16 protein-coding genes and 3 tRNA genes are annotated in these 21,992 nt (G+C 42.7%); 15 read left to right on the top strand and 4 right to left on the bottom strand.

The features are described 5' to 3' along the window. Window positions 1–151 precede the first annotated feature (151 nt). The gene (locus EPB74_RS04245) at window positions 152–979 is read left to right on the top strand and encodes an inositol monophosphatase family protein (RefSeq protein ID WP_274902955.1); all 828 of its coding nucleotides are present in this window, start codon (window positions 152–154) and stop codon (window positions 977–979) included. A 66-nt stretch (window positions 980–1,045) separates the two neighbouring features. Here the strand turns inward: EPB74_RS04245 and EPB74_RS04250 are convergent, their stop codons facing one another. Both EPB74_RS04250 and EPB74_RS04255 read right to left on the bottom strand, forming a co-directional pair. After that, window positions 1,046–2,473 carry a WS/DGAT/MGAT family O-acyltransferase gene (locus EPB74_RS04250; protein WP_274902957.1) on the bottom strand — a complete coding sequence of 476 codons (1,428 nt, stop codon included), beginning with the start codon at window positions 2,471–2,473 and terminating at the stop codon, window positions 1,046–1,048. A gap of 325 nt (window positions 2,474–2,798) precedes the next feature. Further along, entirely contained in the window at window positions 2,799–3,623 is an 825-nt protein-coding gene (locus EPB74_RS04255; RefSeq protein WP_274902958.1) for a thiazole synthase, read from the bottom strand. A 311-nt stretch (window positions 3,624–3,934) separates the two neighbouring features. Between EPB74_RS04255 and gspE the strand changes: the two genes are divergently transcribed. Continuing rightward, a complete protein-coding gene (gene gspE / locus EPB74_RS04260) occupies window positions 3,935–5,473 on the top strand; it encodes a type II secretion system ATPase GspE (RefSeq protein WP_446740020.1) in 1,539 nt (512 codons plus the stop codon). 35 nt (window positions 5,474–5,508) lie between these two features. Here the strand turns inward: gspE and EPB74_RS04265 are convergent, their stop codons facing one another. Both EPB74_RS04265 and EPB74_RS04270 read right to left on the bottom strand, forming a co-directional pair. Further along, on the bottom strand, window positions 5,509–6,000 hold the full coding sequence (locus tag EPB74_RS04265) for a RidA family protein (RefSeq protein ID WP_274902960.1): 492 nt from the start codon (window positions 5,998–6,000) through the stop codon (window positions 5,509–5,511). A 133-nt stretch (window positions 6,001–6,133) separates the two neighbouring features. Next, window positions 6,134–6,886, bottom strand: coding sequence for a DUF4442 domain-containing protein (locus tag EPB74_RS04270; RefSeq protein ID WP_274902961.1), 753 nt, complete (start codon window positions 6,884–6,886; stop codon window positions 6,134–6,136). 301 nt (window positions 6,887–7,187) lie between these two features. Here EPB74_RS04270 and EPB74_RS04275 point away from each other — a divergent pair, with 301 nt between their 5' ends. From EPB74_RS04275 to EPB74_RS04335, 13 genes are all read left to right on the top strand, one after another. Next, a complete protein-coding gene (locus EPB74_RS04275; RefSeq protein WP_274902962.1) occupies window positions 7,188–8,675 on the top strand; it encodes an AAA family ATPase in 1,488 nt (495 codons plus the stop codon). Window positions 8,676–8,687: 12 nt separating this feature from the next. Then, window positions 8,688–10,223 (top strand): McrC family protein, encoded by a 1,536-nt coding sequence (locus tag EPB74_RS04280; protein ID WP_274902963.1) that lies wholly within the window; start codon window positions 8,688–8,690, stop codon window positions 10,221–10,223. Between the two features lie 246 nt (window positions 10,224–10,469). After that, window positions 10,470–10,546, top strand: a tRNA-Pro gene (locus tag EPB74_RS04285). A gap of 95 nt (window positions 10,547–10,641) precedes the next feature. Beyond that, a tRNA-Arg gene (locus EPB74_RS04290) sits at window positions 10,642–10,718 on the top strand. Between the two features lie 40 nt (window positions 10,719–10,758). Beyond that, window positions 10,759–10,834 (top strand) — tRNA-His (locus EPB74_RS04295). 428 nt (window positions 10,835–11,262) lie between these two features. Continuing rightward, window positions 11,263–12,198, top strand: a complete 936-nt coding sequence (locus EPB74_RS04300; RefSeq protein WP_274902965.1) for an AraC family transcriptional regulator — start codon at window positions 11,263–11,265, stop codon at window positions 12,196–12,198. Window positions 12,199–12,526: 328 nt separating this feature from the next. Then, the gene (locus EPB74_RS04305) at window positions 12,527–13,636 is read left to right on the top strand and encodes a hypothetical protein (protein WP_274902967.1); all 1,110 of its coding nucleotides are present in this window, start codon (window positions 12,527–12,529) and stop codon (window positions 13,634–13,636) included. 81 nt (window positions 13,637–13,717) lie between these two features. Beyond that, a complete protein-coding gene (gene gspF, locus EPB74_RS04310) occupies window positions 13,718–14,920 on the top strand; it encodes a type II secretion system inner membrane protein GspF (RefSeq protein ID WP_079690762.1) in 1,203 nt (400 codons plus the stop codon). Window positions 14,921–15,416: 496 nt separating this feature from the next. Continuing rightward, complete coding sequence (gspG, locus tag EPB74_RS04315) at window positions 15,417–15,932, top strand: type II secretion system major pseudopilin GspG (protein WP_446740016.1); 516 nt, start codon at window positions 15,417–15,419, stop codon at window positions 15,930–15,932. Between the two features lie 333 nt (window positions 15,933–16,265). Further along, window positions 16,266–16,835, top strand: coding sequence for a protein-disulfide reductase DsbD N-terminal domain-containing protein (locus EPB74_RS04320; protein WP_274902968.1), 570 nt, complete (start codon window positions 16,266–16,268; stop codon window positions 16,833–16,835). A gap of 48 nt (window positions 16,836–16,883) precedes the next feature. Next, the gene (locus EPB74_RS04325) at window positions 16,884–19,085 is read left to right on the top strand and encodes a cytochrome c biogenesis protein CcdA (RefSeq protein WP_274902969.1); all 2,202 of its coding nucleotides are present in this window, start codon (window positions 16,884–16,886) and stop codon (window positions 19,083–19,085) included. 384 nt (window positions 19,086–19,469) lie between these two features. Next, window positions 19,470–20,927: a phospholipase A gene (locus tag EPB74_RS04330; protein WP_274902970.1), complete on the top strand. Its 1,458-nt coding sequence runs from the start codon at window positions 19,470–19,472 to the stop codon at window positions 20,925–20,927. 27 nt (window positions 20,928–20,954) lie between these two features. Next, window positions 20,955–21,800, top strand: coding sequence for a ComF family protein (locus EPB74_RS04335; protein ID WP_274902971.1), 846 nt, complete (start codon window positions 20,955–20,957; stop codon window positions 21,798–21,800). The last annotated feature ends 192 nt before the right edge of the window (window positions 21,801–21,992 follow it).

Genomic DNA, 21,992 nt, shown 5'->3' on the forward strand with positions numbered 1-21,992 from the left:
ATGGTTATAAACTATAATAGTTTCGAGCGGTAATGGCATAATTTGAGTGCAGGTTTTGCAAGCTGGCTTTATTTTTCGTTAATTTTATAAGTGTTCTCTATCAATTAGTATTTATCAAGCAATATTCATTCATCAAACAAGCAGGTTATTTATGGAACCCATGGTCGTCATCGCAGCGCGTGCTGCCGAAAAAGTCGGTAAAGAAATTTTATACGCGCATCAAAATCGTCACAAAATCGAGCTGGATATTGAGTCAAAAGGACTTGATGGACTGGTCACACGTATTGATCGTTTTAGCGAAGAGCTGACGATTGAGACGTTAAAAGCCAGCTATCCGAATCATTCGTTTTTGGGTGAAGAATTTGGCATGCAAGAAGGTCGCGGTGAAGACGCTGATTGGTGCTGGATTATTGATCCGCTAGATGGTACCAAAAACTTCGTTCATGGCGTACCACAGTTTTGTGTTTCTATCGCGGTACAACATAAAGGCGTCACTCAGCACGGTGTCATCTATGATCCCGTCCGTGATGAGATGTTCTCTGCCAGCCGTGGCAAGGGCGCACGTTTAAACCAGCGCCGTATCAACGTCAGTGAACGCAAAACCATTGATGGTGGATTATTCACCACAGGTCATCCTCTTGAGCGCAAGCGCAATGGTGAAGTGATTTCTTATGCAAAAGAGCATTTCGAAAGCTTACAAAAGATTTCTGAAGCCGGTGGTCAAATTCGCCGTTTAGGTTCAGCAGCGCTTGATTTGTGCTATGTAGCTGCTGGTCGTTTTGATGGCTACTTTGAGATGTCAATCAAGCCTTGGGATATTGCTGCCGGTGAGCTTATTGTCACCGAAGCACGCGGTGTGGTGGTCGATCATACAGGCGCGCATAACTCGATGACATCAGGCTCTATCTTTGCTTGTAATATCAAATTATTAAAACCTTTGATGCAAGTGGTTGTACCAGCGTGGGGCGACGCGGTATAGTCGCTTATAGTCAGACGTTTTAATACAGTCATTCGTTTTAATATTAAATAGAAAAAGCTGGTTCCGTTATGGAGCCAGCTTTTTTACTTTTTTAACCCTTTTATCTTCAACGGTTATACCCTGAAACTCAAGCTCTTTACTGACACTTTCCAATAGCTGCAATTCTTCTTCTATCAAAATCAGCATGTCTTGTATCCGCGGTAATGCTTTACTACAAGCGGTAATACCAAATTCAATCTTATCTAAATAGCTTGCCAGCGTAATATTCATCGCTTGTCCATTAAAGACAATCGAAGCGGGATATAAGGATTGTAGACGTGCCCCATTCCAGTATAGCGGCTTTTCAGAGCCAGGGACATTCGAGATAATAAGGTTAAAAGCTTGCTTTTTAGGGAATAGACCGGTCGCCAAATTAATCCCCTCCCAAGCATAAGAGACCACACTGTAGTTGATGACTTGCGCTTGATTCATCCGCCGAAAGCGGCGTTTGCCATTATTCATACTGCGATGAATGAGCTCAATTCTACTTAATGGATCATCTAGGTGCGTGCCTAAATTGGTCAATACAAACGACAGCTGATTGCCCGCTACGCTATCATCCGTACGTAAAGACATCGGTACAAAGGCGATAAGTGGTTTACTAGGTAAAGCATCAATAGAGAGTAAATAACGACGAATTGCGCCAGAGCATACAGCGAGAACCACATCATTTTTACTAATATTTAATCGCTCGGCAATATCATTGAAGCGCTGTATATCATAAGACTGTGCTGCTATTCGCCGTGATGCTGAGATGCGCTTGTTGAGAACGCTCATCGGCGCAGCAAAGGTGCTGACATAACTATCGTCGCCGTAATTTTTTAGATTATCCAGCAGTTCTGTAAATACAGGTTTAATCGTAGATACTTGCTCTTTGAGGATTCGTAACGCAGAGCGCTCTTTGGGTAAAATAGCATCGATTTGATTGCGATAGCGTGCCATTAAAGACCAAATTGGCAACGTAACTGGCTCGGTGGGCGATTGTGATAAGGACTTTTTGACGAGGCGCATGGCTGCAATGCCATCAACCAAAGAGTGATGAATCTTAAAGTACAGGGCAAAGCGTTCAGGGCTACCTTCGCTTTCTGGTTGAATGCCTTCAATGACATGACATTCCCACAATGGCATAGCGCGGTCTAGCAGACGACCATGCTCTCTTGAGACATACATCAGCAGTTCACGTACGCGTGCCGGCTGGGGCAGAGCAATATGATGCAAGTGATGCTCAACATCAAAATGTTTGTCTTTTTTCCAAAATATCAGATGCTCAAGCACTTGGTTAAAGGGAAAAGTGGGCGGTACATCAGAGTCTTGCATCTGTTTTATTAACTGACAAACAAAATTGCTATCGGCATTTTCTGGTAATTCAAATAGAAATAGACCCCCGACATGCATGGGTTGTTTACGCGACTCAAGAAGTAAGAACAACTGGTCGACTGCTGTGAGAAGTCGCATAATAAATCCTTTTATGACGATAGGTTAAATAAGCAATAAAAAATATAAAAACAGTGTATCAAAGCGAATAAGGACTAAAGTTTCGCTAGCTAAATTTATTATTTTATAATTGGTTTTTTCTTAGATGTATCGTAAGTTAAAAATAAGACACGTACAATTGTCACAACATTCTGTTGGTATAAATTTTTCTCGCTTGCTGTGTTCTTCGCCAAACAGAGGCTTCTAATCAAAGCTGCGAATAAAAGCTTCTAATACAGGCTTTGAAAAATTCATACCAGCAATACTGTACTCTTTTTACCATAAATCGACTATATAAGCTGAAAAGCTACTGAAAAAAGTATCCTGTTTGCGGTGAGCTGGCAGTTGCCATTTTGCGCATTGGCATACGACCGGCTAAGAAAGCCTGACGTCCTGCCCAAACCGCGTGCTTCATCGCCTGTGCCATCATGACAGGATTTTGTGCATTGGCAATCGCTGAATTCATCAGTACGCCATCACAGCCAAGCTCCATGGCAATTGCAGCATCAGAGGCCGTACCGACACCTGCATCAACCAGTACCGGTACTTTAGCATTTTCAATAATCAGACTTAGCGTGTGGCGATTGAGTAGACCAAGGCCAGAGCCAATCAAACTACCAAGTGGCATAATTGCCACGCAGCCCATGCTTTCAAGCTCTTGGGCGACGATAGGGTCGTCGGAGGTATACACCATGACTTCAAAACCATCGTCAATCAATACTTTTGCTGCTTTTAAGGTTTCCATCACATTTGGATACAAGGTTTTTTCATCACCTAATACTTCAAGCTTAACTAGATTATGCCCACCTAATAGCTCGCGAGCAAGCTTGCAAGTACGAATCGCCGTTTCTGCATCAAAACAGCCCGCCGTATTAGGTAAAATAGTGTATTTATCAGGTGAAATCACATCAAGTAAATTTGGCTCATCACTATTTTGACCAATGTTGGTTCGACGAATAGCGACTGTCACTATCTCTGCTGCTGAAGCGCTGATGGCGGCGCCAGTTTCAGTCATATCTTTATACTTACCCGTACCAACCAGCAATCGAGAAGAAAAGGTACGACTGCCCACAGTAAACGTATCTTGCGAAAGTGGCAGCGCATTGGTAGTAGAAGTTGCAGCTTGTGACATAACGATAATCCTAATAGCGGGCGAGCAAAGATGACAACCAATCACTGGTAGCAGTGATATAAATGATTAAACGCAGGAAGTAGTTTTGGGTGGAAGCTTATAATAGCAGCGCTTCATCGGTAAAATAACAAATCAGATGAAAGCCTTGCTACTTGCGTAAAACAAAATGTTATTATAACAAACTCATGCACGCTTACTGACAATCTTTACTCAGTTTAACGATTTAAGCAATCGACATTTTTTATCCTTTATAATGCTAACCTTTTGCTAAGCTGTTTTTTAAATTTGTCATTCACTAGGTCGTCTTTATGATGCAACTGCCGTACAGTTTTGCGAAACGCCATCAAATTTTGGCCATCCTTGCCATTGATCCTGAGCTACCACCGACGTTGGTGCTGACCAAAGCCACGCCATTGCCAGCGATTAATGAAGCGGTGCGGTTTTTACAGCAGCAGGGCGTACGCGGCGTGCCGACTTATGAAAGCGTCAGCTCGGATGATTTTGAAAAACGCATGAATGCCGCTTATGCTGGCAATACAGGCGAATCACAGCATATCGCCGCTGGACTAGAAGACCATCCTGACCTTGATAGCTTGGCGGACAGCGTCCCTGAAACTGAAGATTTGATGGATCAACAAGACGATGCGCCCATTATTCGTCTGATTAATGCGTTATTGTCCGAAGCAATCCGTCTAAATGCTTCAGATATTCATATCGAAACTTTTGAGAAGCGTTTGGTTGTACGCTTTCGGGTCGATGGTGAGCTAAAAGAAATCATCACGCCAAAGCGTCAATTGGCACCATTATTAGTATCGCGTATCAAGGTCATGGCTAAATTGGATATCGCCGAAAAGCGTGTGCCACAAGATGGTCGTATTAGCTTGCGACTGGCAGGACGAGAAGTTGATGTGCGGGTATCGACATTGCCATCGAGCTTCGGTGAGCGCGTGGTTATGCGCTTACTCGATAAGCAAGCGGGTCGTCTGAATATGACCTACTTGGGGCTGTCTGATAATGATTATAGCGAACTAAAACGCTTAATTCATCGTCCTCACGGAATTATCCTAGTGACAGGACCGACAGGTTCAGGCAAGACCACCACACTCTATTCGGCATTGACCGATTTAAATGATCAGACCCGTAATATCTTGACCGCTGAAGATCCGATTGAGTTTCAGCTCGATGGTATTGGGCAAACGCAAGTCAATAATAAAGTCGATATGACCTTTGCCAAGAGCTTGCGCGCGATGTTGCGTCAAGATCCAGACGTGGTGATGGTGGGTGAAATTCGCGATTTAGAGACGGCAGAAATTGCTGTGCAAGCATCTTTGACGGGACATTTGGTACTATCAACCCTGCATACCAATACGGCTATTGGGGCGGTCACGCGCTTGCAAGATATGGGCGTTGAGCCGTTTTTATTATCATCATCACTGATTGGGGTGGTTGCACAGCGTTTGGTGCGTACTTTATGCACCCACTGTCATAGCTGGCAGGTTGCTGATAGCGAACAAGCCAAACTGTTTACTGAAATTGGTTTGGAGTTAAATACGCTCAAGAGTGGTGTTGAATCCATCAACCTCCCCAAACCAGTTGGCTGTGACAAATGTAATCAGTCCGGCTTTAAAGGGCGGACAGCGATATATGAAGTGGTGCCGGTTGATGATACCTTGCGCCGTATGATTCATAGTAATACTGCCGAGTATGAGCTAGAAGAGTACGCACGCCAGAAGACACCATCAATTCGTGCTGATGGTCTACGCAAGGTAATAGCGGGGCGTACAACGCTAGAAGAAGTGCTACGAGTGACCAAAGAAAGCGCCCTACTTGAGGACGCTTTAATCGCTTAAATAAGAGTTTTAAAGTAATATTTTTAGAGAAACCTTTATTTTGCAGCGATACATTCAACCTCAACGCTCGCGCCTGCCGCTAATTCTGCGACGCCAAAGGCAGAGCGTACAGGGTAGGGTTTAGCCAATTCAGCTTTATAGACTTTATTAAAATCATCAAAATCGTCCATGTCGGTGAGCATCGCCATACATTTGACGATATCTGACTTTTGATAGCCGTATTTTAATAAGGTGCTATTGATATTATCTAGTGCTTGTTTGGCTTCGGCTTTGACACCACCTTTGACCAGCTTGCCATCTTTAAAGCCAATCTGACCAGACATGTATAAAGTATCGCCGACACGTACTGCTTCTGAGAAGGGATAATTGCCGCCGTCACCTAAAAACACAGGGCTAGACTTAGTGATAGTAGCGGTATTGGTCACTGGCGCCGCAGTCGCGCTAACGGCAAATCCTAATGTACAGGCTCCGATGAGCAATGCCTTGGATAAAAAAGTAGGCGCTATTTTGGAAATCATTTTGGACATCGTTGTCTCCTTATTATGAGTGTATAAATAACTACTATACGCAGTGCGCTATAAAAATGCTTCATCATAGATAGCACACTGTTTTTACGTATCTTTCATCAATAATCAATTAATGAATCAATCAATCAATCAGTTATTTGCTTGTAGCAACCTCATCATTAGCAGCTGATTGATTGCCTTGCTCGGTTTCTACTTCTGCTTTGGTATTAGACTCAGTATCACTATCAGACTCTACCGAACCTTCGCTGGCTTTGCCTTGACGGCGCGCTTCTAATTCAGATTTGGGTATCCAAGCCCATGTCATCTCGACCACGATCGGGTCGCGATCACTATCACTATCAGACTCACGGTCATGAATGACGCACGGAATGACCATCTCGCCTTTTGGTGTATTTAAAATATCTAAGCGCTGTTCATCAGATAAGCTCGCTACGGCGGCCATTTGCCCTTTTTTAATCGGACGATAAAAATTCACCGAATAAGATTTAATCAATAATACACGATCAGCGGGTAAATTTAAGCCTAAGATAAAGCCCGTCGCTGTCTCAGCAAGCAAGGTAATAGCAACTGCATGGATGGAGCCGATATGGTTTTGCACCGCTTTGGTATTGTTTAAACTGACCACCACTTGGTTTGGCTCAACCGTCTCATAATAGATGCCCGTCGTGCCCACATAAGGTACCACTTTACCAAACGCTTTTGATAAAATGCTCGAGCGCGCACCAGCAGGTAAGTATTTGGTGATAGATAACAGTTTGGTGAATTGATTGCTGATGGGCTTTAGGGTGCTGTTTGGTTTTTCGACGCTTGATCTTGCGTTGTCAGATACTTTAGCGGGTAGTTTATTGCTCAGTTTGATAGGGAGTTTTTTTAATAATCCTGACATACAACATTCCTCATTTGAGTGGGATTTACAATGCTAGTAATACTAGGGCTAAAATACTCATGTCATAAATGAGTCACCAAATACACTTTATCCTAGCAGCTATTTTAGTTATGGTACATTAACTGCTCAGTCGCTACTATTATTAGCATGAACTACCACGCTTACAAAATAACAGTGACGTAACGGCATATTAGTCGATAGTAATAACGGCGCTAGATGCTATTTAGATAGACACGCTATCATGGTGAGCTTTTAGCACTTTTTTATACTTTTTACCTGATTTTTAATGCTGGATAATGCTATGCCTGATATGTCTCATTGTAAGCCGACCAATATTATTTATACGGGTGTCGCTGGTACGGGTAAAACCTACCGATTATTACAAATCGCTAAAGAATATACGGATTATTTACCTAGAGCTAATGATGAGGATTTGCTCAAGCAGCTATTGAACGAGTTAAGCTGGCGTGACGTTGTCTGTTTAATATTTTTAGATTTTCAATCGCAAAAACAAGACTTAGTAAAAGTACCTGAAATTGTCAATCATGAATTTTTTGTCGCCAAAGCGATGCAAAATGCACGGCAGAAAAACTTAAGTAATACGGCATGGTCTGTGCTGCAAATGCATAGTCCAACCAGCTCACAAACGGTTACGTATAAAAATAGAGCCAGCCAAGCTTATTTTGATAAGGACAATAGCGGTGCATGGTATTTGCTGCCTGAAGGCATTGATTTATTAGTCGATTTAGCGCAGCAATTAGCAGAGTTTCAGCAGGCGCAGCGTGATAATAGTGCCAGCCAAGACCAACGCTTTAGCCAGCAGCGCTTTAGTATGGTCAGCTTTCACCAAGCTTATGGCTATGAAGAATTTGTCGAAGGTATTCGCCCTGTGATGGCAGTCTCCAGCTCATCAAATAGTAAGGTTGTAAGTAATAGTCAGACAGATAACAGCCCATCGCAAATGAGCTATGCCATTCAAGATGGGGCATTTTTAAAACTATGTCAGCGTGCGGCACGCGATCCTGCACAGCGCTATGCGATGTTGATTGATGAGATCAATCGCGCCAACGTCTCACGCGTCTTTGGCGAGTTGCTCAGCTTGATTGAGCCCGATAAGCGTACTGGAACGCCGAATGCTATGACGGTTAATTTGGCGTACTCTGGGCGGGCATTTAGCGTTCCTGCCAATGTTGATATTTATGCCACCATGAATACCCAAGACCATTCTTTAGCACCATTAGATATGGCGCTACGTCGACGTTTTCGTTTTGTTGACTGTCCACCGCAGCCTGAGCTTTTACCGATTGTCAGTCTTAGCAAAGAATCAGAAGCGCCAAATGAAGCCGAGTCCATAGATTTAGCCAAATTGTTGACTGGTTTGAATAATCGTATTATCCAAACGCTAGGAGGTGAGGCGCAATTGGGTCACGCATTTTTATTGTCAGTGCATAGTTTTGAGCAACTACAGACGGTACTGATTGAACAAATAATTCCGCAATTAGCCCAAGCGGCTGGCGGGCAAGTTGCTGTCTTGCAGTATATTTTCAAAGACGAGCAGCAGCCGATGCACGCGCAATTTATTCACGATAGCCAAACGCTAATAAATAATCATTCAAGTCTTCAGATGGATAGTCAGCATAATATAACTGCCCAAAACCAAATGTTCTCAGGGCATCACTCATTTCTCAATCAGTCTATGAGTACCGGTAGCTATAGGATTAATACTAACCTTATCGCTAAGGCTGGCGAGTTTGCGAAGCCATTTGTATACCAGCGTCTATATCAATAAGGTTGTTAAGTAATGATAAGTAGAATTGTTCAATCTGATAGCAATACTACTACAGCCGATAAGGTTAATAGCGCCAGTATTAGAGCGGTTGATACTAATATCATGACTGTGTTTGAGCACCAGCGGTTAACGACTCATGATTTTTTGCCCGTATCTGACTTTCATTGGTTAATGGCGCAAGAGTTTTCGGTATTTAGTATTAAACGCAAGCAAGGACAGTGGCAGTTAAAGGTTGGGCACTATATCGGTGTTATTCTACTGCCTAGTGGCATGACGCTTGAGATACTGCCAAAGCTTCATAAGTCAACACAAAACAGCGATATAGGACAAACCCGTCAATGGGTGCAGGACATGCTGTCAGATTTGACCAATAGTCTACCTAGCAAACTGCCGCACAGTAAAAATCTAGGTCAATTTAGCAGTCAACTGGCATCACTACCGATAGCCGCATTGCCATTGTCGGACTGGTTGATCGCGCAGTTTTTGCAGCGCTTGGCTCATTATCAACCGACCAAGCATTATCAAACGCAAACCCACAATCAAGCAGCGCTACATGGCCGACTGCTCATCAAAGAACAACTGCGCCATAACAGCATGCAGCCGCATAAGTTTGTCTGTGAGCGCAGTGTGCTGAGTAAAGATATGCTGGGTAACCGCTTGATTAAAAGTGCATTGCAGCTGCTAGCGCCTTTATTATCTAAATCGAACTCACCTCAATACTTACAATCATGGCAGCAGGTACCTACGCTGACTCATCATGAGAGGCAGCGCCTAGAATCAGTATATAGTCGAGCAAAGAACGAGCTTGCTATTCAACCGCTTGGAGCGCAGCAATGTCAAGCCGCCCAGCAGTTAGTCGACTTTGCTTATTGGCTATTGCAGCAGTCAAACGCTGCTACCGGTAACGGTATTGACCCAAAAAACTCACTTAACACAAATCTAGCCCAACAGCGCTTATGTCTATTGATTGATATGAATCAAGCCTTTGAGCAATGGGCAAGTCAGCGCATAGCGGCAATATTTCAGCAAGTGAGTTCAGATTATAAACCGTTGTTTCAAGCGCAAAGTGTATGGCTAAATGATGCAGAAGGGCAGACATGTCTGTCTATTCGTCCTGATTTACTCATATATAAGGCGGCTAGTGAGGAATCAGCTACTCACGCTGATAGGCTTCAAGGTCAGGATAATAAAAAAGAAGCGCTCACACCTAGAATGTCAGGTAGTTATAGCCATGTCATCGATATTAAATGGAAGCCTTTAGCCAATCCAAGCGCTATCAGTGCCAGCGATGCTTATCAATTGACCAGTTATGCGCAGGCTTACCAAGCAGGGCAATGCTGGCTGGTTTATCCGGTACAAGATAATAAGAGACAGCCGGTAGTGCTAAAGCAACAAGCCTATAATAATGACACTGTTAATAATGTCGATATCCATAATAATAAAAACGCCAATCAGAATCCAAACTATGCACAACTATGGCTCATACCGTTTAATGTCCTCACTGGTACGATAAACAGTGGCTTGCTTCCAGCATCGGATGTAGTATAATCAGCGCTATCGATGGTTAAGCATCATTGATGATTATTGTGGTAAGCATTTTTGTCAGAGCTGATTTCATCAGAAATAAGTGTTTTTTAAATAATTTAGCAGTTTTTTTAAATTAATTAAAAATAGGTGTTGACACAATCGGCTTTACCCCTTAATATGTGCACCTCGATAGCAAGGAACATTAACGAGTTAGCGGTATTACCGATAACCAGTTAAGCAACCAAACTATCGTGATAATAGAAATTTCGGAGTGTGGCGCAGTTTGGTAGCGCATCTGGTTTGGGACCAGAGGGTCGTAGGTTCGAATCCTATCACTCCGACCATCTATTTTTTAAGAGCCTTACAGGCTTTTTTTTATGTATAATGGTTTGGTTTCTGATATTATAAACTGACCAAATTATATAAAAGTCCTCTAAGAGCGCCTGTAGCTCAGTTGGATAGAGCATCTCCCTTCTAAGGAGGTGGCCGCAGGTTCGAATCCTGCCAGGCGCACCATTTAGCCTGCAAATCTTGCCTTTTCTTGGCAATAGTTATGGCGGTTGTAGCTCAGTTGGTAGAGCCCCGGGTTGTGATCTCGGTTGTCGTGGGTTCGAGTCCCATCAGTCGCCCCATATTTTATCTTGCTTTATCTTCAATAAATTCAAATCACTACTTTCCTATTAAAACTCTATTTAAAATAACAGCACCTGCCACTTTTGGCATTTTTTTGTGTCTGACTACTTTATATTATTCTCCTAAATAATTATAAACTTCTTAGCTATTTAATTAACTAACAGTCTGCTAGCCTTTCCTCTTATTTTTTCTCATTTTTTTATGAGGGGTCTTTTATGATGAAAGCCTACCCAACGTATGTGTTTGCTGTACTATCAATATTAGAAAAATTATTGGTAGTCGATACCTTTTAAAAAGAATATAAGATGTTGGGATAAATTTTCTGCAGACTTTGTCGGATTTTGCGTCTAAGAAATAAGAAAGATTTTGCAGAATCCATTGTTATTGAGCATCTGTCATCGAGTATCTGTTATTGAGGAAGTGATTGATGGACGCATTGAGCGTGTTGTTACAAAATGTGCATTTATTTGAAACGAAATACTATCGTTTAAATGGTGCCGGTAATTGGTCTTATTCCCTCACTAGACAAGATACGATTTTATTTTATTTGGTAATGTCCGGTAGCTTTTGTATTGACGTGGGTAATGGGCGACGAGAAGCACATGCTGGTGATCTGATTATGATTCCTAGTGCGCATAAGCATACCAGCTATGCGCTGAATCATCATGGTGAAGACGCCGAGCCATTAGATGAGTTGCTCAATAATTGTAAAGAGAACACGCTTGATCTTCATGGTGATGGTGACCCCAGCTCGTCTTTGATATTGATTGAATGCAAGTACGATAAAGAGATGATTCGTCCCTTATTGTCAGTACTACCATCAATATTACCTGAAATTAGTGAAGAGTCTGAAGGTCGGTTTGAAGTTATCGATGTAGAGATTCGGCTACTGACTTTGGAAGCTAAGCACGAGCGTATGGGCAAAACCGCTATCATCAATCATTGGGCAAGTATTATGATGATTGAGTGCTTGCGAGTTTATATTGAGAGCTTGCCTGAAGCCACGGACAATTGGCTAAAAGCTATGAAAGATCCTTTTTTAACCAAAGCGCTGGTAGCGATGCATGAAACACCGAGCAAAAACTGGACGATTCATAAGCTTGCTGAGGTAGCGGGCATGTCGCGATCGAGTTTTGCGCAGCGCTTCAAAGATGTGGTTGGTATACCGCCGTTGACGTATTTAATTGACTACCGTTTACGTCTGGCTGCGCGTTATTTACGCTTGCAGCAAAACAGCATCAGCCGTATTGGTGAACTGGTTGGTTATGCGTCAGACTCGACCTTTAGTCAAGCATTTAAGCGCGTTTACGGCGTATCGCCAAAAGCGTACCGCCAGCAATATCAACAACAGCTACTCGCTTAGTTGATATTTAAAATAGAGACTTTTTAAAATACAGACTTTTATAGCAAGTCTTTTTATAGCAAAGACTTTTATACTTTCGTTTTCAACTGACGGCATGAATAATGTCCATTACACCTAATTTTTTAATGAATTTTATGCTTTAATGAGCCAGCTTAATGGGTTATCTTCACTAATAGTATTTCGATAATGCACGGCTGACAATGTACCTAGGTTAAGGTACTATAGAATGCTGAGTCGCCTAGGTGCGACAGTCTTAAGCCTGCTATATTTTATGTCAGTAATATAGTATGACTTAAGTGATTTTTATTTTTGCAGCTGATGGTGTTTTATGACTGAACCGACCGCAAAGCCAACCGTAAAATCAAATAACTCACAAGGCGCTTCTGCGTCTGCCACAAATAAAGCCAATATCAATAAAAACGATAATAAAGGCAAGGCTAAAAACAACCAGCATAAGTCCAAAAATAAGCAAAAAGATAGCATTACTGCAACGCTTGATAAAGCGACATTGTTAGCATTATTCACTCTGCCTAGTTCTGCCGCCGCTGTTTCTGAAACAGCAGACTGTGAAACATTATCTGTAGAGTCATCTAACGTAAGTACAGCCAGTCAAATACCTGCAAAGCAAAGTCTGAATATTGCTGCTAGCGACACTAATATTGCCGCCCAGCGTGTGGCGCTTTATCATACTCAGCACGAGCGTACGCGCCAATTATATATGGCCTCTACTGCTACACGTCCTACCTATCTGGTACAAACCCTCAAAACACAGTTTGCCGAATACCAGCAATATCTACTCGCGCAGCAGCTTGATAAGCGCGGTTTGATGGATACGGATTTACTTGAGCGCTTATGGCAACAGCTGCATGTGGTCGATGATATCATCGAAGATATCGTGCGCCATATGCCCGCCCAGCAGCCGGCGGGTTGGCAGCTTTCGACGCAAGATGGACACAATCCATTATGCTTTGCTACCATCGGTAAGCTAAAACATGACAAACCCATCCATGATCAAGGCAGTCTCAACAGCTATGTGCTCGGACACTTTGGCGTGAGTAGTTTTACTTATGATCGCGGTTACTATATTGGTCATGTGGTTGGCTACTTATTCAGCTGTTATTTCTGCGCTCATTTATCCATCAGTTATGGTGTTACAGCGCTTGGCCAGCAAGTGGTCAGCGATTATGATTACGCCAGCCTTGAGACCCCGCATATGGTCAGGCTGCTACAAGGTTTAGATAGCTATTGTAAAAAACGCATTTATCAATTGGCCGTTATCTGCGCTCGATTGAGTGTTTTTGCCAGCGATAAGCGTATCGAGAGAATGCTGATTGCTGAAGTTAATGACTTTGATAAAAAATTGCAACAGCAGCATTTAGATGTTTTATTATTGCAAGGCTTAATGCCGGATAGTAACGACTCTACGCCGCTTTTTTAAACTATTTTTATTTAGATGATTTATTGTTTACGTACTTATTTATAACCCATTATTATTGACCGTCTTAGGATATCTGCTGCTATGCCCGCTTATCATTATAAAGCGCTCGACGATCGCGGCGGTATGCAAAAAGGCTTGCTCGAAGGCGATTCTGCGCGGCAAGTACGCCAGCAGTTGCGTGATAAGCAATGGACGCCAGTTGAAGTCAGCGCTGTCAATGATAGGCAAAGCCAACACAAAAGCCGCTATAAAAAACCTTCTGCTTATGAGCTGGCATTATTAACGCGTCAACTTTCTGTGCTTTTAGCTGCTGGTATTCCGTTAGAGGAAACCTTGGCTGCCGTCGCCAAACAATCGCCAAAAACCCATATCAAATCCTTGATGCTTGCCGTGCGCTCGCATGTCCTAGAAGGTTTAAGCTTGGCGCGCGCTTTGCAGCAAGCGGCGAGCTTTCCGCCACTTTATATCGCTACTATTGCTGCGGGCGAAAAATCTGGTCATTTGGATTTAATTCTCAATCAGCTTGCCGATTACACCGAAAATCGCTTTGCCTTACAGAAGAAGATACAAGGCGCCATGGTCTATCCCATCGTACTGATGGTCATGGCAGTTGGGGTAATTATGGGGCTGATGAGCTTTGTAGTGCCCAAAATTGTCAAAGTGTTTGAGCAGTCCGAGCAAGCACTACCGCTGATTACGCAAGTCGTTCTTGCCCTGTCTAATGCCATTACCCAATGGTGGTGGCTGATGCTACTGGTATTGGCAGGCACAGCATTGTTATGCTATCGCTTTGCTCAGACGCAAGCAGGTAAATTAGCGATAGACAGTATTATACTAAGATTGCCGATATTGGCACGGTTATCAAAAGGGCTCAATGCCGCGCGTTTCGCCAGCACGCTTGCTATCTTGGTACGCTCCGGTGTACCGCTGATTGAGGCGTTGCATATTGGCGCTGCGGTCACCACCAATTTGCATATTCAAAAAACCATTATTACCGCTGCTGATCGAGTCACAGAAGGCTCAAGCTTATCCAGTCAATTAGAAAAATCGCCATATTTTCCGCCGATGATGGTACAAATGATTAAAAGTGGGGAAAACTCAGGTGAGCTTGAAAATATGCTCAGCCGTGCCGCCAATATGCAGGAAGCGGAAGCCACCAACTTTATTAGTACGCTATTATCGTTACTTGAGCCCTTGATGTTAGTCTTGATGGGCGTAGTCGTTATGATTATTGTGATGGCAGTAATGCTACCGATTGTTAATATGAATGATTTGGCGGGCTAGATTTCTGAGAAGTATGTTGTTTGATTTTCGATGCCAGTGCTGCGCTTCTTAATCCCTTCCTCGATTTCTTTAACCTTTCAGATTTTCACTTCTTATTTACTGTGTCTGATTCTTTAACGCTCTGATACGTTATTTTTTTTGTATCCTATCAATATTCTATAGATCTGACTTAACCTTTGATTAGGTTTCTTAAGTTTTGCTTACTGTTGTATATTGTTGACTGGATAATGCTTTTGCTTTCGTCAAATGTGCCGTTACGTTATAGTGAGTCGTACTTAAAAGTCATCGCTATAAATTGCTAATATAAGTATTGATACTATCTAATTATTAATGCTATCTAACTATTGATGCCATAAGTATTGATAATAAGTGCTTATAATAATTGGTGATAATATTATTGCAGTGGTAGATAAAAATAAAGTCATAGTCTATAGTTGCCATTACTTCATTATTAATCCCATACTTATGTATAACTGTGATAATAAAAGCGACGACTATGATTGATAAAACCCAAGTAAATACGGCAGCACCGATTGCTGCAAATGATACCCAACTGTCTTCAAGCCCTAGCAGTGACCATCTGACACTATCTATAAAACGTAGCCAATCAGGCTTTACTCTGATTGAAATTATGGTTGTGATTGTGATTTTGGCAATTCTTGCCGGTCTCGTAGTGCCAAAAGTAGTAGGACAGAGCGATAAAGCTCGGGTAAAAACCACTGAAACAGCACTCGCGACGGTGTCTAATGCGCTTGATATGTATAAAGTGGATAACTCGCGTTATCCGACGACAGCGCAAGGTTTAGATGCGCTCACAACACCGCCTGCTGATGCCAAAAATTATCCTGACGGTGGCTATATTAAAGGCGGCTTTCCGACCGATGGTTGGGAAAATGAGATGCAATATGTCGCTCCAGGTAGCGAAGGTCGCCCTTATGATTTATTTTCTCTGGGCGCTGATGCTCAGCAAGGTGGCGAAGGTCAGGATGCTGATATTTACGCTCAGCTGTAATAGTGTTTATTGTCGTTAAATATAAGTGCTATGAATTATAAATAACGTCGTAACAACGAGTTTATAAGCATGAGTAATTTAGAAGCAGATAACAACAAGTCTAATAACTGCTAAATATCAACCAATAACCCGTTATTGGTTGATATTTTTTATGAATACACGAATACATAAATATATAAAACTATCGTCTTATCAGATAATTTTGTATGTTCAATGCTCTTATTACTATCAGCACGTTTGAGTTTTAAGTATTCGTTATCGACAGTTTGTATGATCAAAAATATCCGTTATTAAAAGTAGTCATTGTTGAAAGTAGCCATCAGAGGTAATCATATGTCCATCAAAATGCCAACATCGAAAGCAGTCACCATAAACAAACGCGCTGCTAAAAAGTCTTATGCGCTTGCATTTGCCATTGCAAGTACCTCATTGATGACGGGATTATCAATGATGTCTATGACTGCCCAAGCTGCAGGTCTAGGCGAGCTATTTAGTAATAATAGTGCCGAGCAATCAAAATTTTTGCCAGTCGATAAAGCGTTTCAAGTGAGCAGCACTACTAAAGCGACGTCTAAAGGCACGCGTTTATCGATCGCTTTTGCTATTACGCCCGGTCATTACGTTTATAAAGATAAACTCACTTTAAGCTTCCCTAAAGGTATAAGTGCTGCCCCTTTTACTTTTAATCAGTCGCCTGTCTCCATTGATGATCCAACCTTTGGTAAAGTACCTGTATTTACGCAAAAAAGTATCGTAGCAACCACCATGCTTACGACAAATAATGGCAAAGCGGCGAAGAATGTGCCGGTTATTGTTGGATGGCAAGGCTGTTCGAAAGCAGGACTGTGCTATCCACCAGAGAAGATCAAAACCACACTGAATATTGCGGTGACACGCAAATAGGTTTTGAGTAGGTTGATTCAAATATTAGCAATAAATAGGTAGCCCTTCATGTCCATTAAGACACCAAAAACCATCTCTTCAATAAAAACGCCATCGCTAGCCGTAGATACTCCTTTAAAAAATTCTTATCTATTGGCCTTTGCTATTGCGAGTAGTTCGTTGTTTGTAGGACTGACAGCAACGACCATGACCACGCAGGCGGCAGGATTGGGCGATCTGTTTAGTAAAGATCAAAGCGCCACGCAGTCGAAATTTCTGCCAGTAGATAAAGCCTTTCAAGTCACTAGTAGCAGTAAAGCTACCAAATCTGGGACGCGCTTATCAATTAATTTTGATATTACCCCAGAGCACTATGTTTATAAAAATCAGCTTAAACTCACTTTACCTGCTGGTGTGAGCGCAGCACCCTTTACTTTTAGTCAATCGCCCGTCTTAATAGATGACCCAACCTTTGGCAAAGTACCAGTATTTGATCAGTCGAATATGGTTGCAACCACTACCTTGACCAGTAGTAATGGCAAAAGTGTAGACAATGCGGCGGTTGTGATTGGTTGGCAAGGGTGTGCTAAAGCCGGGCTGTGTTACCCACCTGAAAAGATTAAAACCACCGTCAATATCGCCGTGGTACCGCAACAGGCTACGATAAGTAGCGCCAGTACTGCTGCCAAAGATTCTGCCGCTCAAAGTACTGCAAACAATAGTAATGTTATAGATAGTACTAATGCAGCAGCGAATAACTCGGCGACATCAGAAACGATAAATGCAGCGGATGTGAATAATCTTGAAGCAGAACAAGCGCTGACAGATGACGACGTGATTGATTATGCCTTGCTAGAAGACGGCTCGTTAGATGGAGAGCTTACTGCTGGTAATACAATTTCTGGGGCAGATGGAGGGACAATAGGCGGTGATGCTACTATTACTAACAGTGATGCTGCTGCCGCTAATGATTTAGTAGAAAGCGATCCATTTGGTTTGGCCTCTCACCCTTGGTTGGCATTGGGCTTATTGTTTTTAGCCGGTTTGGGCTTAGCACTGACGCCATGCGTACTACCGATGCTGCCGATTGTTGCCAATATCGTCGCCCGTGAGCAAAATCCAACGGTTAAACGTGGCGTTATTTTAACCACCAGTTATGCGATAGGTGTCGCAACTGCCTACGGTATCTTGGGTGCGTTAATTGCGGTATTTGGTGAGTCGCTAGGTATCATTGGTTGGTTGCAAAATCCAATTATTCTAATCAGCTTTGCCATAGTATTTGTGCTATTAGCGCTGTATATGCTGGGCGTCTTTAGTATCCGTTTGCCACGAGCGATCAGTAGTAAAATGCAAGGCTTGAGCCAAGCCGGTGATAGTAAACTAGGTAGTACTGGTGGTAGCTTAGTGGCTGGATTTTTATCAGCACTAGTGGTATCACCTTGTGTGTCCGCGCCATTATTTGGTGCATTGCTTGCGGTGTCGACGATTGGTAGTCCGCTGCTCGGCTTTGCTGCTTTATTTATGCTGGGTTTTGGTTTGTCCGCGCCGCTTATTTTAATTGGGGCAACTCAAGGAAAAATTATGCCAAAAGCTGGCGAGTGGATGAACTGGGTCAAGCAAGGTTTTGCTTTACTATTATTTGCAGTCGCGTTATTGCTTATTGAACGTGTCTTTATTTCACCGGTGATGCTGCTGGTATGGGCATTATGGTTTATGGTCGTGGCGACATGGGCATGGAGCTGGTTGGGTAAAGGTCGCATGCTGACCCAAGCCATTGGTTTGCTAGCTGGTATCTGGGCGGCTTGTTTGATTATTGGTGCGGCATTAGGTAATGATGATAGCTTACATCCACTAGCATCATTAAGCGCTGCACCGATGTCTATTCAATCTATAGGTAATCAATCGATAAATGGTCAGCCAGCAGGCAATAACGGCGCGACAGATGAAAACATTACGACACTAGCAGAGTTAGATACTATTATTGCTGCCAACCCTAAAGTCATCGTTGATGTTACCGCTGAATGGTGTATTGAGTGCCGTATTATGGATAAAAACTTATTCCATAGCCGTCCAGCACAAATGCAAGATTGGCAGTTGGTCAGACTTGATATTACCGAAACCACTGAAGACTCTAAAGCCATCTTAGCGCGCTATAAGTTATTTGGCCCGCCAGCACTGCTATATTATGTAGAGGGTCAATTAGTGGGTCAACAGGTTGGTGAAACTGATCGTCCAAAGTTTGAGGAGACGTTGACGGCGTTGAATAAGTGATTGAAATCGAATAACGCTTAGCTTTATCCTTTTAAGATCCTTAATACAAAGAAGCCAATATACTGTGATGACAGTATATTGGCTTCTTTTATTCCTCTAATATACTTTATAGGTCTTTGGCTAAGCTCTTGGTTTTGTGTTACTTATGCCCATTTGCCTTCGTGCCATTTACCTTTGTACTGTTCAGCGATAATGCTAGTATACTGTGTACATTTTCATTACAATAAAGCAACATTGCTAAACGCACCTTATTCAGCGTAATAGCAACCCTTTATCTCCAAGTTATATTGATTTTTTATGCCAGTTTAGCGCCGACGCTAATGGTTATATCAATCATCTCATATATTCTACTGACAATAATGATCAGTTGAATAAAGGATACTTATGTTTTCCAATATTACTCCGCAGCGCCAGTCTTTAAGCCTTCTCAGTGCGCAAAAATATAACATACCTCAAACCACTAAGCAGTATCTAAATATCGCTGTTGGGATAGCGCTCACTTGCTTAACGGTACAGGCACAGGCTGCTAATAAGGCTCAGACTTATAATGAGTTGCCATTACCAGAAGCGGCGTTTGAATATGAAGAGTATGAGCTGTCACAGGGTGCTGATGAGCCGTCCATAAATGCGAATACCGCTGTTCAAACTCGTAAAGTAGTAAGTAAAGAGTTTGTTGCCCAACAAGCAACGTTATTTTTTGAGTGTGCGCAAGTACAGACTAGTACCGCCCGTTTGGCCTGCTTCGATAAGGTTGCAGAACAAGGCAAGACGCCAAGTTATGTCACAAGCAAACAGCCAGTAGATTTGGCAAAGACTTTTCAAAGTACTATTTCGGGTAATCCACAAGTAGTACTGGCAGAAGAAACGAGCACAATTACTGGCAAGGGTACTTCAAATAGCACTGTGAATAGTGTAGGGGCGAATCAGCCAGCTGCGACTGAAAATTTAGATACCGTTGGACTGACGCAAAGAGAAGCAGAGGTATTAGAAAATGTCGGCGTGACTCAAGCGGATATTGAAAAATATACGCCGCTAAGCTTAGCCTATGATCTTGATAAAAACAGTGAACGTGGAAAGTGGACAGTCAGACCTTATCGACCGACCTATGTCATGCCATTGTTTTATACCTTTGATCCCAATTTAAATCCAAGTACGCCATCGCAGGACCCCAAGCCTTTTACTTCTAATGAAACTCGTAATACGGATCTAAAGTTTCAGTTGTCTTTAAAGACCAAGGTTGCAGAAGACTTGTTTGATACCAATGCTGACTTGTGGTTTGGTTATACCCAAGAGTCGCATTGGCAGGTCTATAATGAAGATAACTCACGACCATTTCGCGCCACCGATTATCAGCCTGAAATATTTTTGACACAGCCTGTGACGGCAAATTTGCCTTTTGGTGGACGACTCCGCATGCTGGGAGCAGGTGCTATTCACCACTCAAATGGTCAAGATGATCCATTATCACGCTCATGGAACCGTGCTTATCTAATGGCAGGGGCAGAGTGGGGCAAGTTATCAGTCATACCGCGACTATGGGCGCGAGTCAATAACGAAAGTAGTGACAGTGATGACAATCCAGATATCGAAGATTACATGGGCTATGGCGATATCAAGTTCTTATATGATTTACCTAAGCAGCAAAGCCTGAGCGGTACTTTGCGCTACAATCCAGGCACCAATAAAGGCGCCGCGCAAATCGACTACACTTATCCATTAACGGAAAACGTCAATGGTTTTGTGCAGCTGTTTCAAGGCTATGGCGAATCCATCGTCGATTATAACCATGAAAATACCTCGATTGGTTTTGGTATCGTACTTAATGACTGGAAAGGTTTCTAATATCAGCGCGCATATCGACAGTAAGTTATGCGCCGCGTAGGCTTAGCGCCTTACCAAGCCGGACTATGGCTGGCAGAGTATGTAGACATACGCTGCCAGTTATGCCGTGTTTATCGCAGTACGCCACAATTGCAGCACTTACAAAGTCTCTCTCTATCAAATGCTAATAAGCTATTAGCTCAAACCCCATCGCACACTTTATTAAATCACCTTTCGCTCTTTGCTAAAATACGACAGCAACTAAGTAGCCGTTTTGGTAGCGGACTGCTATGTCCCAGCTGCCATAACAGTATTGCGTGGTTGCCCAAGCCATTTGAAGTCGATATCGCTGCCGGTACGACGCTAACGATTCAAGCAGCGACCTATTATGACTATCCGATACGCCAAGCTATCAGAGCCTTTAAGCATCATGAGGACATGACCAAGTTGCCGTTGTTGCTGTATGCAATACGACAATTACCACGCCCTCATGGCTGCCATTATGATAATAGTATAATTGTTGCTATGCCGACCACTAACCAGCGGCTTATCAAACGCGGCTTTGATCCTGTTAGTATTTTGACCGCGCAACTATCTAAGCATTGGCAGATTCCTTTGTGGCAAGGTGTCGAGCGTATTGACGACACTGTCAGTCAGCAAGGACTCACACGTGCAGAGCGCTTAAGTAATTTAAACAATGCCTTTGCTTTAATCGAGCAACCTCCTGTTAAACGCTTGCTATTATTCGATGATGTTGCAACCACAGGCGCTAGTTTGCAAGCATTGGGGCGTTCACTATCGCTCTCTTCTGAAACAGCAATGACGACCAACCCTCAAACCCATAATAAATATCACCTTTCTGCCTATGCTTTGGCGCATGGTAGCCAGTCATAGCTCCTAATGTTGTTTACACTCAATTACTATTATGTTGCTAATATGTTACCTTAACGTTATATTATCCAATAATTAGACGTCTTACATCTATGCATGTTGCAATCGTTAAGTAGCTTTTTCTGTAAACAGGTCAAAGATAAGGGTTTAAGCTGGATAGCTAATACACTTTATGGAACAAAAATTGCATATTTA

The organism is Psychrobacter sp. DAB_AL62B, from assembly GCF_028895345.1.
GTDB lineage: Bacteria > Pseudomonadota > Gammaproteobacteria > Pseudomonadales > Moraxellaceae > Psychrobacter.

Excerpts from the sequence above, each read along its gene's own strand:
- EPB74_RS04280 (WP_274902963.1), top strand. The coding sequence starts at position 8,688 with ATGATAAGTAGAATTGTTCAATCTGATAGCAATACTACTACAGCCGAT.
- EPB74_RS04270 (WP_274902961.1), bottom strand. The coding sequence starts at position 6,886 with ATGTCAGGATTATTAAAAAAACTCCCTATCAAACTGAGCAATAAACTA.
- gspE (WP_446740020.1), top strand. The coding sequence starts at position 3,935 with ATGCAACTGCCGTACAGTTTTGCGAAACGCCATCAAATTTTGGCCATC.
- EPB74_RS04325 (WP_274902969.1), top strand. The coding sequence starts at position 16,884 with ATGTCCATTAAGACACCAAAAACCATCTCTTCAATAAAAACGCCATCG.
- EPB74_RS04335 (WP_274902971.1), top strand. The coding sequence starts at position 20,955 with ATGCGCCGCGTAGGCTTAGCGCCTTACCAAGCCGGACTATGGCTGGCA.
- EPB74_RS04265 (WP_274902960.1), bottom strand. The coding sequence starts at position 6,000 with ATGTCCAAAATGATTTCCAAAATAGCGCCTACTTTTTTATCCAAGGCA.
- gspG (WP_446740016.1), top strand. The coding sequence starts at position 15,417 with ATGATTGATAAAACCCAAGTAAATACGGCAGCACCGATTGCTGCAAAT.
- EPB74_RS04330 (WP_274902970.1), top strand. The coding sequence starts at position 19,470 with ATGTTTTCCAATATTACTCCGCAGCGCCAGTCTTTAAGCCTTCTCAGT.
- EPB74_RS04300 (WP_274902965.1), top strand. The coding sequence starts at position 11,263 with ATGGACGCATTGAGCGTGTTGTTACAAAATGTGCATTTATTTGAAACG.
- EPB74_RS04275 (WP_274902962.1), top strand. The coding sequence starts at position 7,188 with ATGCCTGATATGTCTCATTGTAAGCCGACCAATATTATTTATACGGGT.
- gspF (WP_079690762.1), top strand. The coding sequence starts at position 13,718 with ATGCCCGCTTATCATTATAAAGCGCTCGACGATCGCGGCGGTATGCAA.
- EPB74_RS04245 (WP_274902955.1), top strand. The coding sequence starts at position 152 with ATGGAACCCATGGTCGTCATCGCAGCGCGTGCTGCCGAAAAAGTCGGT.
- EPB74_RS04255 (WP_274902958.1), bottom strand. The coding sequence starts at position 3,623 with ATGTCACAAGCTGCAACTTCTACTACCAATGCGCTGCCACTTTCGCAA.
- EPB74_RS04305 (WP_274902967.1), top strand. The coding sequence starts at position 12,527 with ATGACTGAACCGACCGCAAAGCCAACCGTAAAATCAAATAACTCACAA.
- EPB74_RS04320 (WP_274902968.1), top strand. The coding sequence starts at position 16,266 with ATGTCCATCAAAATGCCAACATCGAAAGCAGTCACCATAAACAAACGC.
- EPB74_RS04250 (WP_274902957.1), bottom strand. The coding sequence starts at position 2,473 with ATGCGACTTCTCACAGCAGTCGACCAGTTGTTCTTACTTCTTGAGTCG.